Below are 15612 nucleotides of genomic sequence, written 5' to 3' on the forward strand. Positions count from 1 at the left end.
TTATATACACAAGAGTTTGAAGGTGTTGAACAATTTAAACAAGAATTAGCAATTTATATCGATTATTACAATAAAAAACGAATTAAGACAAAATTAAAAGGTTTGAGTCCGGTGCAATACCGTACTCAAACCCTAGAAGCTGCTTAATTAAATTACCTGTCTAACTTTTCGGGGTCACTTCATTTTGGATCGGTTAATTGTTTATTGGTATTTTCAAAACCTGCCCTGCATTTAGTTGGTTACTCGTTAGATGGTTTGCCTCCATAATAATTTCCATTCCCTTTGGGGACTGATAATACGTCATTGCTATCCTATAAAGGTTTTCATTTGGTTTAACCGTATGAGAAATGATTTTACTAGCTTCTGGTTCCGTCGATACTACGCTAGTTTCTGATTCTTTTTCTTTTTCACTATTAATATCTGATACCTGAGAATCCGTTTTGTTTTCATTTGTACTCTCGGGTTGAACAGATGTTTCCACAGCCGTTTCAGTTTGTTCTACTCCGGCGTTAGGTTCTTGGCTAGTTTCTTCTGCATCATTAGCTTCAGAAATTGCTTCCTTCGATTCATCAGGATTTTCTAGTGTTTCCTCGTCATCTTTAGAATTTTCCAAATTAATCGTTTCATACCCTACTGATTCAACTGATAGTTTTTCAACACCATTTATTTTTTTAGCACCGTTACTGTAAGAGATTACACTAAATATGATTATAGGCAGGAGGATAAAGAACAAAACTAATAGACGAATAAGTGGATATTTTAGCTTCCATTTTGTTTTTTTCTTCTTTGGGCGATGTATCTGCTCCCGTGGCGGCAAAACTTCCATGTCTTCGACTTTTTCATTAATTTTTTCTATTCGCTGTTTTAATCTTTCCGCTTGGTCCCTGAATGGTTCTTCATTATTCATGGAGCTACTCCTCCCTGTTCATCTTCTCTGATTGGTCGTATAAATTTTATATATACTCCTAATAAAAAATCAATGACAAAATGCATAACAATTGTGACTGCTAAATTGTCTGTCCACTGAAATATTAAACCAATAAAAAAACTTAATATAACAATATTTACAAACAAAAACCAATTAAAAAGGTATCGATAGTGGATGATTGCAAAAATAATACTTGCTAAAATGAGGCCTACTTTTGTTTGAATGATCCCTCTAAACAATAATTCTTCACTAAAAGCTACTAAAAGGGCAATGATAAGGATGTGAAACAAATTTCTATTTTTAAATATTCTTTCATTCAAACCGCCATCATCATAAAAGGACGAGGGCAGCGATTTCATTAAAAGTATATCGACCATTACCACTGTAATACCGGCAGGGAGTCCGATTGATATAATATGAAAGTCATTCAAAGAAATATTATTTAAATAGGAGAAATGGTCAAAAAATATAAAACCTAATATCAATGAGATTACACAGAGAATTCCCTGTGTCATGTACAGGTGAAAAAGCAAATCTTTATCCGTTAATTCATTAATTAATTCAAAATACTTTTTTTTCATTCCCTCAACTCACAATTGATTAGAATTTTAGCAAGATAGTCGTTCCAGTTTTTTTCATTTGTTTTTACTGAAGGAAAATGATTAGAATTAATATTTTGATAATCATTTATTTGAAGCCCGCAAATGTCGCAGCATGGATTTAGCTTGTTAGACAATATTTCATCAAAATAATGTAAAATATATTCACGTCTGCAAGAATTGGTTTCAATCCATTTTTTCATGCAATAAATATTATTTTTCTTAATGGATAATCTTTCCTTAACAAAATCATTAATTGTGCATTGTAATTTTTCAAGGCTAGCCATTTCTAGAAATGAATTATTTACAAAGTCCTCAACAATCCTCCATTGAATCTCGGTAAAACCGCCAAGCTCCATTAGTTTCGTATTTAGATTGACCTTTCCATCCTTCAGAAGATGGTCATGTTCTACCTTTTTAAACAACCAGTCTATTTGCTGTTCAGATGGCAATTCATTCTCTGCAAGCTGGATTGGAAGCTGTTCATCCCCTGGCGAATATAAAAGGATGGCAATACTCGGTTCGCCATCACGACCTGCCCTTCCGATTTCCTGTAGAAAAGATTCTATTTGCATTGGCATGTGATAGTGAATAATAAAACGGATATTTTCTTTATTAATACCCATGCCAAAAGCACTCGTAGCACATATTACATCTAATTGCCCATAGATAAACTGTTGTTGAATCAGTATTCTTGTATTTTGATCCAATCCGCCATGATAGGCCATTGACTGACAGATACCTTTTTCTGTTAGTAAGGTCGCCATCTGTTCAGCAGCTTTTTTACTTGAAAAATAAATAATTCCCGGTTTTTTCAATTTGGCAACAAACTCGAGGACACTGGCTTGTTTATCGCGATAATCAAATAGTTCTTTTACATAAAAGCCGATATTGGGTCGGTCGATGGTCGATTCTATTTTTACTATTTCCTCTAAATCAAGTGAAGCAACAATGTCCTGTCGTACCTTTATTGTAGCTGTCGCTGTCAGTGCAAGCGTTAGTGGATTACCGAATTTCTTTCGAATCTCACCTAGTTTTGAATAATCCGGGCGAAAATCAAAGCCCCATTGGGAAATACAATGGGCTTCATCTACAACAAACAATGCAATCGTAAGCTCTTGAAGTTTACGAAGGATAAAGGGAACTCTCAACATTTCAGGTGATATGAAGATAAATTTATATTGACTTAAATGATGAAGGGCCCTATTTCTTTCCTCTCCCGAAAGAAAGGAGTTTAAAGCAATGACTCTTTTTTCACCAAATCTTTTAAATTGTTCCACTTGATCCTGCATTAATGATAGAAGAGGAGAAATAATTAAAATGTGCCCATCTAAAATAATCCCAGGAAGTTGGTAACACAGGGATTTTCCAGTTCCAGTTGGGAGCATTGCCAGTGTATGCTGCCCAGCAAGAATGGAGGTGATTACCTCTTTTTGTCCAGTCTTAAACGTTTGATAACCAAAATGTTTTTTTAAAACCTTTTCTAATTCCATTATCTATCACCATATTTCGCTAAAACTAACCTTATTTGAAAATAAGTAGCAGCACCTACTTTTTCTTTTATCACTTTTAGCTGTTTGGTTACTTTTTGCCGCGAAACTTCCAAAATCTTATTTTGTAACGCACTATCGACGTATGTATCAATGGAAAAATCCTTTACATTTAAGGCTAATTCAACAAGATGATCTTCTATTGTACTTAACTTTAAGTGTCTAAGATTTGCAATCATATCAAGGCTATATCCTTGTAATAATAATGCCTGTGTTTTCCTTGAGGAAAGGGTTAATTCATCATCTTGCATTAGATCATGGATAAGATAAGGTAAAATTTTAAACTGATTACCGTCTTCCATTATTTTTTGAATCAAGTAATGAAGGGTATTAGTAAAACCAATCTGATAATCATGAAAATCTAACTTCAGCTTTTTTGCTACTTGAAGAGGGGTTAATCCAATCTGCTGAAAACCAGTTAACCGAAAGACTAAAAGTGATGGGTCCATGTCTTTCACTGTATTAAAACATTCATTTAACTCTGAATAGACAGCAGTCCCCATCTCCATCCTAGGTACGGTGATATCCTTTAGAGCAGCTTTTAACCAGATATGGACGTCTTTGTTTTTTTGAATGGGTATATATCTTGATTCCCTAAAAGCAAGATTGGATACTACCTGAATTAGTAGGGACAATCTTTCCCAAAATAGAGAGGATATTTGATGAAAGGTCCAGCCATTTATATATTTGGGCAATGGTTTGTTTTCTAGAAGTGTCATTCCAGAGGTCGTTACATCATATCGTTGTTCCCCTATATTTATTAACCAATTTTTTTCTACCATTGATTGATGTATTTCATCAAAGGAGTCCCTTGTTAATTGCTCATAAATCCCAAAAAATTTTTTTAATGAAAATAGGTGGGCGTCTTGGATAGTTTGTGATGATTTTTTTCCATTCAACAGGTGATAGACGGAGTAAATCGTCCGTTCCCTGTTTAATTGTTTGACACTATAAAGGATAATGGATTCAAGTTGCATCATACTAAGTCCCCCGCCGTTTTTCGTACATTATCGACAAAATATCCATTTTTCTTCTTTATTCTACCATGAAATAATGTAGATTGTTGCCCAAAAATGTGGAAGAATTAGAAATTCAACTATATAATCTACAGGTATATGGGTATTTTTCTATTGAAAAGTTATCGATACAGTTTTACAATAGATATGAGTTATCCGTTTTCAATTTGATAATGGAAAATGTGTAAGAATAATTTTGTTTATATTACTGGGAGGTTTTTTTTCATGGCAAAGTACACAATTGTGGATAAGGAAACTTGCATTGCATGTGGGGCTTGCGGCGCAGCAGCACCAGATATTTATGATTATGATGATGAAGGCATTGCATTTGTAACTCTTGATGATAATGAAGGAATTGTTGAAATTCCAGATGTATTAATCGATGATATGATGGATGCTTTTGAAGGCTGTCCTACTGATTCCATTAAGGTAGCTGATGAAGCTTTTGATGGTAATCCAACTAAATTTGAATAATATTTAGGTAAAACAAATGTTAAGCTACTACCTCTCTCCTTTTTAAGGTGAGAGGTTTTAATTTTTTACAAAAAAACAACAGGAGTAATGAGTCCATCCTGTTGTTTTTATTTATTAGACGCTTTTAATTGTTGTGTTCTTATTAATCCATGCCTGCATCCGAATGAACAGAAGCATAAAGATGGATGACATCATAACACCTTTTATTAAGTTAAAAGGTAAGATAGCAGGGACTACCAGATTACGCATATCAGGGAATCCCATAAGAGCAGTATAAGCCGGTAAAATGAAGAAGTAATTTAACAAACTCATCATTACCGCCATTATAGCTGTCCCGGCGATTAACGCTAATGTCATACCTTTTCTAGTTTTGAGTCTATTATATACGAAATATGTTGGCAGGATAAACACAATGCCAGCAGCAAAATTGGCTATATGGCCAACAGGAATTCCTGTAAAACTTCCTGTTTGAATATAATTAAGGACATTTTTAAAAAACTCAACTAATATTCCTGCAATTGGTCCAAAAATCAATGTGGCAATTAATGCTGGGATGTCGCTGAAATCGACAAACAAGAAATTTGGGAATAAAGGCAATGGAAATTGTATTAGCATTAACAGAAATGCAATACTGCTCAACATTCCAATTGACACATAAGCCCTTACATTCATTTTCCTCTGTTTCTTCATCTTCTTCATCTTCCTCTCTCCTTTTTTGATCCATCGCGTTTAGGAAGAGAGGTTCAGCAAACAGTCGAGACCTAAGTAAATAAAAACTCCCTCAAGAAAATATACTTGAGGGAGTTTACAAAGGCACGCTTAATAAACGTTCATTAAACATTAATTTTTTGAACGTCTGCAGAACCTCCATCTTCTCCCATCCAGACTATACTGTCGGCTTTGGAATCACACCAAATCCTGCCAAAACGGCTCGCGGGCTTATGAGTTTCACTCAAATACCGCCGATCGGGAATTTCACCCTGCCCCGAAGATAGATCGATATTTAATTACAATTATAATTATACTGCTTTCTGCATTTTTTGTTAAGTAAATGGTTTACGTTTTAACGCATTTGTAACTTTTAAAGTTGATTCTACAAAAAAGCCGCAGACAATTGAGTCCACGGGTTGTTTATTATCTCAATTTACATTTAATACTTGCTTAGGTTTAATAAGATCCGAGGACAGATGGTTAAGTTGTTTAATACGTGTTACCGTCATATTTCTTTTCCTCGAAATGGAGTACAATGTGTCGCCTTGTTTGACGATATATTGCTTTTTTCCCTTCTCAGTTTTGTCTTCCTTTTGAAGTTTTACATGGGAGCTTGCTTCTAATACATCGTCATTGATTCCAGCTATTCCACCCTGTACATTCTCGCCTGTGTCCGCTTTTCCTAAGAACTTTTCTGGATCCAATGCATATTTCTTATCATATCTCCACTCATGCTGGTGGGTTTCAAAATGAAGATGGGTCCCAGTAGCTTGTCCCGTTCTCCCCATTTTCCCTATTACGGTTCCCTGCTTAATACTTTGACCTTCTAATACAGTTCGCTTGTTTAAATGGGCATAGACCGTAACAAAATGACTTGGATGTTTTATAAATACTACATTTCCGTATGTATTCGAATAATAGGATTTAACTACTTGACCATCATCGACGGCAAGAACAGGGGTGTTCAATTTTCCAGCAATATCAATTCCCTTATGTTTACCCATTCTCGTTCCATATGTATCAGAAATAATACCGTCTGCAGGCCATATCCACCCATCCTTTATCTCTTTCTCATCCTTCATACTTGCTTCGGAATGTATTCCACCTAAAAATAACAAACTGACACATAGCGCCATAATTAGGGCAATAAGAACCCTTTTTATGTAGTCTCGCATTTTCTTCATTCAACCTCCTTAGTTCTTTTCCTCCTCCACACCATATGTTAGTTGTTTCACCTTTAGAACCATATACCTTGGTGGAGGAGCGATTAGACATACTTGTTATAATTTGGAGATTATAGTTATTTTATTCATGATAAAAAAAATCAACCACTAGGGTTGATTGAAAAATAATTATTGAAGCGTCTGTAGGTTTGGAGCACGCGGGACTTTATTTTCCTTTGATAGGTCAAATATTCCAATTTTTTTTATAGGCGAATTTTTTATAATGACCTTTTCTAAACCAAATTCTTTAGCTGTTAATAACAAGGACTCATAAGCGTTAATTGTAACTTGGTCTTCTCGTAGACTCGAATTTTCATCTATTGTAACAAGTAAAGTTTTTTCTTTAATGGATACATCCTTAATCGGCAGAGCTGGAAAAAGTGAACTTTTTAACCCTAATAAGGGCTGATCATTCTTCATTGCCTCCAAAGCCCTATTAATATCAGTATACGTCTCTATTGATGGAACTAAGTAGGGGATTTCACTATCTTTGGAAAAATAAAAAAAGAAGGCATGATTCTTCTTTTGGACGACTTCAATTTCCTCTTTCCTGCCAAGATTCCCTAGTTCAATTCCAGGCTCACCATTTGTTGAAAATCGGATTTTTTTTATGTTACTGTTCGAAGAAATATCTTTTTGTAATACATTCATAAAATTTGTTTCTGTTGTTGATCCTTGGCCGTACTGATGGGTTGACGGCACATCAACCAAAACAGTTTTATTTTTTTTATCAAGCCTCAGCGTAGCATTAAGTGGATAAAATTCGCTTAAACCCCATTCTTCTTCCTTTAAACTCACCATGTTTTCATTAAATATAGTTAGCCATGATTTATCATTTGAAGCATTTACTATAGTGGAAACAGGAACAAGTATTTGCGCTTGTGGATCTGGAATCCAATATGTTAAGACCCTTCCATTGCCTACTTCATCATCATAGACTGCTGTTTTCAAAAGTTCATTATTCTCAGCTGCTGAAAAGGTCTTTGCTTTTAAATTGTCATCTTCTTTTTTCAAAGCACTGGTGGAATCTTCATCCGCTGTTTGCATTTCCTGCCCAGATGAAGCATTTTTTTGACTTGATTTATCCTCTGAGTATTGGGTTCCGACCATTAATTTAGGAACTAAGATGAAAAAAATGAGCAATGCACATGCAGTAGCGAGGCCAGGCAGGAGCCATTGTTTTATTTTTGTCTTTTTTATAGAAAGATTCTGATAAATGTCACGAGGATTGCGATCATCTTGTATTTTGGGCATTTGCCTTAATAGTTCTTCGAGCTGCTTATCGCTCCACTCTGACTTTTTCACTAGCCGCTCCCTCCTTCTGATAAGACATTTCCATATGTTTCTTCAATACCTTTAACGAACGGTGCTGTGTCGTTTTCACCTTGCTTTCTGTCCAGCCTAATGCTTGGGCTGTTTCAACAATCGATAAATCTTGAATATATCGAAGAATAATAACAGCTCTTTGATCCATTGTGCAATATTCTAGACAGTTGTAAACCCACCTTATTTCTTCCTTTAGTACCGTGATTTCTTCTGGTATAGGATATCCATCTTTCAGCTGATCGGTGGACCAATCAAATTTTTCGAGTAAACGTTCTTTCCATCCCTTTTGTTTTCGGAAGAAGTCAATGGCTACATTTCTTGCAATCGAAAACAACCAGGTTTTCTCACTGCTTTTCCCTTCAAAACGGCGATAAGATTTAAAGACTCTTATATAGACTTCTTGGACAAGATCCTCGGCATGTTCTTTGTTCCTGACCATATAAAATAGAAATTGAAAAACGTCATGATGATATTTTTGGTAAAGTTCATCGAAAACGGAGTCCATCAATTCCCCTCCCCGTTCATAATATTAGTCGATTTATATGTATAAAAAGTTTCACCTTATAAATATAGACTTTTTTGTGACAAAAAGGAAGGTATAAATTGGAATTCATTTCCTAAAAAATTGATACAAAAAACTCATCCTGTTAAAGGATGAGCACATAGCTTTCTATTTTTATTGTTCCTCGTGAATCAAGAACAATCGGCAAAATACTTGTTCATTTTACTATTTTCGAGGCACTAAAAAGGAAAATGTCGTTCCTTGACCGAGTTTACTCTGAACAGAAATATGACCTCGATGTGCATCCATAATATTTTTAGCTATGGCTAGTCCAAGTCCTGTTCCTGCTCTTCCTCTCGTTCGAGCTTTATCAGCCTTATAAAACCGTTCAAACACAAAAGGTAAATCTTCTTCAGGAATACCCGACCCAGAATCTTTAACTCTAATCATTACGCCCTTATCTTCTGAAGTCACACTTAATTTAACAGAACCGCCTTTAGGTGTATGTCTTATGGCATTACCAATTAAATTTGTGAGAACCTGTTCGATTCGATCAGGATCAAAGGAAATGGAGGTGATTTCATTATCTATCTCTGCAAATAATTGAATTTCATTTTCTTTAGCTAATCCCTGGAACTTGTGGATAATTCGATTGATAAATGAAGAGATATTAGTTTCCTCCATTGTTAATTGAAGATGTCCGGCTTCCATTCGGGCTAAATCTAGCAATTCATTGACAAGCCGGCCCATACGCAAGGATTCATCATAAATGACCTTTGCCATTTCCTTTTTCTCTTCTTGGGATTCAGCAATATCATCAACAATTGCCTCACTATAGCCCTGCAACATCGATATTGGCGTTCTAAGCTCATGAGAAACGTTTGCAATAAAGTCTTGTCTCATTTTATCTAACTGTCTTTCCTCAGTCATATCCCTCAGAACGGCTACTGCACCGCGAATAAAACGGTTACTATATAATGGACTAACTAGGATGACCCAATGTCTGCCTTGGAATGAAATTTCACCCATTTGTTCTGTTTCAGTATCGACCGCTTTCTGAAATAAATCCATTACCTCTGGTGGAATGGCCTCGGAATCCGTACTAATTCCACCCATTTCATAATACCAATATTGAAGAAAGCGGTCTGCTGGAGGATTGGTGATTAGAATCGCCCCATCCCGATTAAAGGTAATAACACCATCTGCCATACTGCTTAGGATACTCGATAATTGCTCTTTTTCTTGGCTAAGTGCACTCATATTGAATTTTAATTGTCTTCCCATTTGATTAAATGCAGTCGCTAGTTCCCCAATTTCATCATGTGTAAGGATGGGTACTTTTGTATCGAATTTCCCTCTGGCCACTTCAAAGGCTGCTTCTCTCATCTTTCTTAAGGGAGCTGCAATTCTTGTGGACAAAAAGAAGGCAAAAATAGTTGTAAGGATAATAGCTACACCCGCAACAAGTAAAATAAATTTAGTTGTTTCATGGGTTGTTTCTTGCATTACTTCTAATGATTGATAAATAAAAACGGCACTTTTTTCTTCCCCGGGCAAATGCAAAGGTACACCAATAATTGAATACTTAGCATCCTTTTTATCTTCCTTAAAGGAAAGCGTGGAAATCTTTTCAACAGTCCTATCTTTTTTTAATACTTGTGATAATTTCGGGTCATTTTTAATATCAGTAAAGGATAACCTATTTGAAAGATTCGTGTTTGGGGAGTAATAGACTTCACTCTCATTTTTAACAATTACTACATTGTTGACATTATCAATAATTTCCCAAGATATCTCTAATCCAAGTGGTAATTTTTCATTAGGATGTTTTTCTAAAACATTCGCAATTTTCTCAGCTGTATTGGTCAAATCCTTTTTCATCTCAAGAGTATTGTAGTTTTGGAAAAATTCGAGAAGCATGATTGTTAAGATGAATAGCACAAAAGATACTAATAAAAGGATCGTTAACCATAGCTTTCCTACAACACTTCTTAATAATGTCATTCATTAATAACCTCAAATTTATAGCCTACGCCCCAAACTGTAACAATCATTCTTGCAGCTTGTTCAGAAACCTTGTTTAATTTTTCACGGAGACGCTTTACGTGCGTATCAACTGTACGCAGATCGCCAAAAAATTCATAATGCCAAACTTCTTTTAGTAACTGCTCACGGTCAAAAACCTTATCTGGTGCCTTCGCTAAGAAATAGAGCAATTCATATTCTTTTGGCGTTAAACTTACTTCTTTACCATCTGCTGCTACCCTATGTGCATCATTATCAATGGTTAAGTGTGGGAATACAATGACATCTTTCGTTGTCGTTTCCGTTTGCAGGTAACTTGTTTGTGAAGACCTTCTTAACAAGGCCTTGACACGCAGGACTACTTCCCTTGGACTAAATGGTTTGACTATATAGTCATCAGTGCCCACTTCAAAGCCTTGGACGCGATTAATTTCTTCCCCTTTAGCAGTAAGCATGATTACCGGTGTTGCCTTCTTTTCTCTTAATTCACGACAAACTTCAATTCCGTCTTTCCCTGGCATCATTAGGTCAAGAAGAATGACATCATAGTCATTAGCAAACGCTTTTGCTAATGCCTCGGTTCCATCTTCTGCTTCATCAATTGTATAGTCTTCACGCTCTAAATACATTTTTAATAAACGGCGAATCCTTTCCTCATCATCTACAACTAAAATTTTCACGTCTTTTTCCATTATTAATCCCCCCATGGAGTTTATTTTACAAAACGCTATTGTTTTATGCCATATTTTCGTGAAATAACTCCTATAAAAAGTGTCAATAATTTGACAACGCTAACAACACTTTTAAATTTTATAAAAAGCCTTCACTTTTTATAAGTGAAGGCTATAATAATTTACCCAAGTCCTAATTGTGAATGTTTACCCCGCATAGGAATGTAAGCCAGCAATAACGAGATTGACTGCAACAAGGTTAAACATAATTATGACAAAGCCGATTACTGCTAACCAAGCAGATTTTTCGCCATGCCACCCTTTGGATAGACGAAGATGTAAAAATGCTGCATAGAATAACCATGTGATTAAGGCCCAAACTTCTTTTGGGTCCCATCCCCAGAATCGTGACCAAGCCATTTGCGCCCAAATCATCGCAAAAATGAGTGCACCTAGAGTAAACACTGGAAAACCGATTAATACAGAGCGATAGCTAATTTCATCAACAAAGTCTAGTTTAATGTTTTTAACAAGCGGTTTTAGTGCTGCAGCAATTCGTTTTCGCAATATCAATCTAATTAGGCCATAAATAACGAGTCCGGCCATTAATGACCAAATGACTGTATTTAATTTTTTGGCATTAATAAAAGCTGGTACCTCGAACAAAGGCTTAAATCCGTCTTTTGTTAATAAGTCTCCTTCATGAGGACCAGAAATGGCAGGCATCGTATATTCAACAATAGCCTGGTTATCATGTTTATCAACCCAATTAAATTTCTCATGGTAACCCAACCCTGAAAATAGTGAAGATACGGCAACGAAACCAAGTACGGCAACAAGTGAAAACATGACTATTTCAAGCCAAAAGGTTTGTTTGTTGGATTTTGTTTGATCAATTGCCTTTACGAGATAAATAAGCCCTGCCGCAAAGCTAATTGCTAGAATAGCTTCCCCAATCGCCGCAGTAGTTACGTGAATATGCAGCCAATAACTTTGTAATGCGGGTATTAATGGCGTAATATCCCTTGGAAACATACTAGCATAAGCGATAACCAATAGGGCGACAGGCATTGTAAATAATCCTAGTAAGGTTGTTCGATAAATAAAATAAATGACAATAAAAGCACCTACAAGCGCCATTCCGAAGAATGTTGTGAACTCAAACATGTTACTAACTGGAGCGTGCCCCGCAGCTATCCATCTAGTGATAAAGTAACCCAATTGCGAAACAAAACCAACAATTGTTAACAGTACAGCAATCTTCCCCCATCTGTTGGTTCCTTCCTTTTCATTCGATTGCTTCTTTGATTTAATAGACCCTCCGAAAAATAGGGTTGCAACTAAATATATTATAAAAGAAATAAATAATAAATTACTACTTATTGTTGCCAACTAGACACTCTCCTTATCCTTAGGTTTATCAGTATCTTCCCTTTGAACTTGATCGTCTGGCATTTCAAGTTTCGTATCTGTCAAAACTGTTTCAATTTCTTTTTTTAGTCCATACCAATTTTTGTTTGTATGAGCTGCAATCCAAATTTGTCCATTTTTGTTTTGAATCCAAATTCGACGGTGGTTCCAATAGGCTCCTTGTATGACGCCAATCATAAATATGATTCCACCTAATATAATCGCCCATAATGTTGAATCCTTCCGAACAATAAATCCTGAAACATTCTTTGTTTCGATTCCTTTAAATGCCATTTTATATTGATTAGCCCCAAATGGCTCGATGGTTTGCTTGATGGCAACGAAACTTGTTTCCCCTTTTGGCTTTTCAGGGGATACCATCCGAAAGACAAAGGCAGGGTTGTTTGGAACACGTGATTTTGTTGTTGGCTCCCCATTTTCCGCAAATTCGAAATCTGGAAAGTAGTTTAGAATTTCAACAGAATACCCATTACCAAGATCATACTTCATCTTCGGATCTGTAAGATCAATTTTAAGATCGTTTATGGCTTTTTTCGTATTTTTATTTGTTAATGAAAATGACATCGTATTGAGTTCATTTCGGAATGAAGCTTGGAAGACAGAATAACCTTCAAAGGTGAGAGGGAGATTTACTCTTACCTTATATTCTGTTACTTTCTTGAGCTTTGGTTTCTCGCCAGGTAGGTTATTTCCAACACGCTTATAAAGAACAACATTCGATTGATAATTTTTCACAACATCCCCAGCCTGACTTATAGCCTTTTCAAATGTTTTGTCTTTATTTTTATCATAGTGTTCTAAAATGAATTTGTTATTTTGGAGATAGAACTGTCCCTCTGTCTCAGGAACAAGAGCTGTTTCTCCCTCTCTGACCCAAAGGTTCTCATTTACATACATTCCAGGTATAAAACGCAGCATCCCGCCGAGTAAGAAAATAATTAATCCAACATGGTTTACATACGGACCCCAGCGAGAAAAACGCCCTTTTTCAGCTAAGATATCTCCATTTTCTTCGCGGACATGGTAACGTCTTGCCTTTAAATGCTTCTTAATTATCGTAAGATCATTTTCATCTGCACTTTCGTTCACACCAAAAATGCGTTGACGTTTTAAAAAACCTTCGTGTCTTGTAACCCTTTGGGCCTTAAGGGCCTTATATAATGGAACCACCCGATCGAGACTACAAATGACCAAGGATATACCGATCATCGCAATTAATAATAAATACCACCAGGAACCATATAAATTATTAAAACCTAATTGGTAATATAATTTACCAACCCAACCATATTCTTGCTCGTAATAAACATCTGCAGGCAAGTCTATATACATTTCCTGCGGCAAAATCGTACCAAGTGATGAAGCAATTAAGGTAATAATAATCAGCCAAACGCCAACCTTTACTGATGAAAAAAAGTTCCATATTTTATCAATAAATGTTTTATTATATGTTTGTGAACGTCTTGCACTTCCTTCATAGCGCATATCGAGAAGTTCTGCAGGGTTAATTTTCTCATCCAGCACTTTTCCGCATGCCTCACATAAAACAGTTCCATGTGGATTTACATGCCCGCATTCACATTTAACATCTTTCATTGAAAAAACTCCCAACAACCTAAGGTTTTATTTTCTCCATAAATTCCCTGATTTTCTCTTCTGTTAACTCACCGGTGTAATATTTAACGACCTTGCCATTCTTATCAATCAAAAATGTAGCTGGCAGCGGATCAATTCCATAAGTATTCATTACTTCCTTATCTGTATCAATCATAATCGGAAAATCCAGCTTAAGACGGTCAGCAAATTGATTAACTGCAAGTTTAGATTCTTGAATATCTACTGTTAAAACTTGTACCCCTTTGTCCTTATACTGATGATACTGATTATTAATATACGGCATTTCCTTTTTACAAGGCGGGCACCATGTTCCCCAGAAATTTAAGAAAACCCCTTGGCCGCGATAATCTGAAAGCCGATGTTTATTTCCTTGCATATCAACTAATGCAAAATCAGGAGCTAAGCTATCAACCGCTACTTTTTGTTTATTATCTTGTGTAAAATTAGCATATAGCGTATAAACAACGGCAGCCCCTAGTAAAAGTAGTATGATAGTTCTTACAACTAATCGCCGCTTTTTCAATTAATTCCCCTCCAGTAAATCACATGACACAGTTTGTCTAATTATAGCATTTTACAACACAAATACCGTGTAAATGAAGAATAGCATTTGTGACGGTTTTATGAATTTTTTTTGGTTGAGCCTAACCCCAGTGCCCTTAGCTGCTTTACTTCATGCGGGGTTAGCTCTCTTGCATCGCCCGTTTTTAAACCATTTAGTGTTAAGAAGGCATATCGTTCACGCTTTAATTTCAATACATCATGACCAATTGCTTCAAACATCCTTCTAACTTGACGATTTCTACCTTCATGGATGGTTATTTCAACAATGGCCGATTGTTTTTTATTATCTGCTGAAAGCAATTTCACTCTAGCTGGAGCTGTTTTTCCATCTTCTAGACGGATTCCCTTTTCAAGCTTCCTTAGATTTTCCTTTGAGGGAATGCCTTTTATTTTTGCAACATAAACTTTGTCTATTTCACTTTTCGGATGCATGAGTAAATTAGCAAATTCTCCATCATTCGTTAACACTAATAATCCTGATGTATCATAATCAAGGCGGCCAACGGGATAAATCCTTTCTTTTAAATGCGGAAAGAAATCCGTCACTACCTTTCTGCCCTTCTCGTCGTTCACACTTGAAATAACTCCTCTTGGTTTATATAAAAGGAAATAAACAGGTTCTTCTTTCTCAATCTGTATTTCATTTACCTCTACCTTATCAGATGATGATACCTTCAGACCAAGCTCTGTAACAACCTTTCCGTTAACCTTTACACGCCCTTCTTTAATTAAATCCTCAGATTTCCTTCTTGAAGCAATGCCCGCTCGAGCAATTACTTTTTGCAATCTTTCCATTCATTCCACCTCGAATTTATCTGTATAAAAAATAAGATGGCTCCATAGAGCCATTGGTTTCTTTTCAGAAATAGTAATTTCCTTATTACTAGGGTAACGAACACAGAAACCTATCCTAATGAATTATGACATAATTTCTTCACTTTTCAAAGTCACGGGTATTATTACAGAAAAATATTA

16 protein-coding genes and 1 riboswitch are annotated in these 15612 nt (G+C 35.8%); of the genes, 2 read left to right on the top strand and 14 right to left on the bottom strand.

What is annotated here, in order from left to right; all coding sequences use genetic code 11:
• On the top strand, nt 1–147 hold a 147-nt coding region (locus tag J7E66_RS25205; RefSeq protein ID WP_215005232.1), incomplete at its 5' end, for an IS3 family transposase.
• A gap of 46 nt (nt 148–193) precedes the next feature.
• Here J7E66_RS25205 and J7E66_RS25210 read toward each other — a convergent pair.
• Genes J7E66_RS25210 through J7E66_RS25225 form a run of 4 tightly spaced genes read right to left on the bottom strand, consistent with a single transcriptional unit; the run spans nt 194 to nt 4057 of the window.
• Complete coding sequence (locus J7E66_RS25210; protein WP_215005009.1) at nt 194–907, bottom strand: LysM peptidoglycan-binding domain-containing protein; 714 nt, start codon at nt 905–907, stop codon at nt 194–196.
• Complete coding sequence (locus J7E66_RS25215; RefSeq protein ID WP_215005012.1) at nt 904–1509, bottom strand: CPBP family intramembrane glutamic endopeptidase; 606 nt, start codon at nt 1507–1509, stop codon at nt 904–906. The genes J7E66_RS25210 and J7E66_RS25215 overlap by 4 nt, the downstream gene beginning before the upstream one ends.
• Nucleotides 1506–3020 (bottom strand): RecQ family ATP-dependent DNA helicase, encoded by a 1515-nt coding sequence (locus J7E66_RS25220; protein WP_215005015.1) that lies wholly within the window; start codon nt 3018–3020, stop codon nt 1506–1508. Before J7E66_RS25220 ends, J7E66_RS25215 begins: the two co-directional genes overlap by 4 nt.
• Nucleotides 3020–4057, bottom strand: coding sequence for a YpbB family protein (locus J7E66_RS25225; RefSeq protein WP_215005017.1), 1038 nt, complete (start codon nt 4055–4057; stop codon nt 3020–3022). The genes J7E66_RS25220 and J7E66_RS25225 overlap by 1 nt, the downstream gene beginning before the upstream one ends.
• 261 nt (nt 4058–4318) lie before the next feature.
• Here J7E66_RS25225 and J7E66_RS25230 point away from each other — a divergent pair, with 261 nt between their 5' ends.
• Nucleotides 4319–4567 (top strand): ferredoxin, encoded by a 249-nt coding sequence (locus J7E66_RS25230; protein ID WP_024030326.1) that lies wholly within the window; start codon nt 4319–4321, stop codon nt 4565–4567.
• A gap of 114 nt (nt 4568–4681) precedes the next feature.
• On the opposite strand, the gene J7E66_RS25235 is transcribed toward J7E66_RS25230, so the two are convergent.
• From J7E66_RS25235 to rluB, 10 genes are all read right to left on the bottom strand, one after another.
• On the bottom strand, nt 4682–5266 hold the full coding sequence (locus tag J7E66_RS25235; RefSeq protein ID WP_214718958.1) for an ECF transporter S component: 585 nt from the start codon (nt 5264–5266) through the stop codon (nt 4682–4684).
• 166 nt (nt 5267–5432) lie between these two features.
• Nucleotides 5433–5564: riboswitch (FMN riboswitch) on the bottom strand.
• Between the two features lie 142 nt (nt 5565–5706).
• Nucleotides 5707–6462 carry a peptidoglycan DD-metalloendopeptidase family protein gene (locus J7E66_RS25240; protein WP_251033132.1) on the bottom strand — a complete coding sequence of 252 codons (756 nt, stop codon included), beginning with the start codon at nt 6460–6462 and terminating at the stop codon, nt 5707–5709.
• A gap of 168 nt (nt 6463–6630) precedes the next feature.
• Nucleotides 6631–7806, bottom strand: coding sequence for a negative regulator of sigma-X activity (locus tag J7E66_RS25245; protein ID WP_215005019.1), 1176 nt, complete (start codon nt 7804–7806; stop codon nt 6631–6633).
• Nucleotides 7781–8332, bottom strand: coding sequence for an RNA polymerase sigma factor SigX (sigX, locus tag J7E66_RS25250; RefSeq protein WP_215005022.1), 552 nt, complete (start codon nt 8330–8332; stop codon nt 7781–7783). Before sigX ends, J7E66_RS25245 begins: the two co-directional genes overlap by 26 nt.
• Before the next feature lie 222 nt (nt 8333–8554).
• Nucleotides 8555–10333: an ATP-binding protein gene (locus tag J7E66_RS25255; protein WP_215005025.1), complete on the bottom strand. Its 1779-nt coding sequence runs from the start codon at nt 10331–10333 to the stop codon at nt 8555–8557.
• On the bottom strand, nt 10330–11046 hold the full coding sequence (locus J7E66_RS25260) for a response regulator transcription factor (RefSeq protein ID WP_088088835.1): 717 nt from the start codon (nt 11044–11046) through the stop codon (nt 10330–10332). Before J7E66_RS25260 ends, J7E66_RS25255 begins: the two co-directional genes overlap by 4 nt.
• A 186-nt stretch (nt 11047–11232) precedes the next feature.
• The gene (gene ccsB / locus J7E66_RS25265) at nt 11233–12417 is read right to left on the bottom strand and encodes a c-type cytochrome biogenesis protein CcsB (RefSeq protein WP_215005028.1); all 1185 of its coding nucleotides are present in this window, start codon (nt 12415–12417) and stop codon (nt 11233–11235) included.
• Nucleotides 12418–14052 (bottom strand): cytochrome c biogenesis protein ResB, encoded by a 1635-nt coding sequence (gene resB, locus J7E66_RS25270; RefSeq protein ID WP_215005031.1) that lies wholly within the window; start codon nt 14050–14052, stop codon nt 12418–12420.
• A gap of 19 nt (nt 14053–14071) precedes the next feature.
• Nucleotides 14072–14596 carry a thiol-disulfide oxidoreductase ResA gene (gene resA / locus J7E66_RS25275; protein ID WP_214718946.1) on the bottom strand — a complete coding sequence of 175 codons (525 nt, stop codon included), beginning with the start codon at nt 14594–14596 and terminating at the stop codon, nt 14072–14074.
• Between the two features lie 98 nt (nt 14597–14694).
• A complete protein-coding gene (gene rluB, locus J7E66_RS25280) occupies nt 14695–15432 on the bottom strand; it encodes a 23S rRNA pseudouridine(2605) synthase RluB (protein ID WP_088088839.1) in 738 nt (245 codons plus the stop codon).
• Nucleotides 15433–15612: the final 180 nt, after the last annotated feature.

It is taken from the genome of Bacillus sp. ISL-7 (assembly GCF_018613065.1).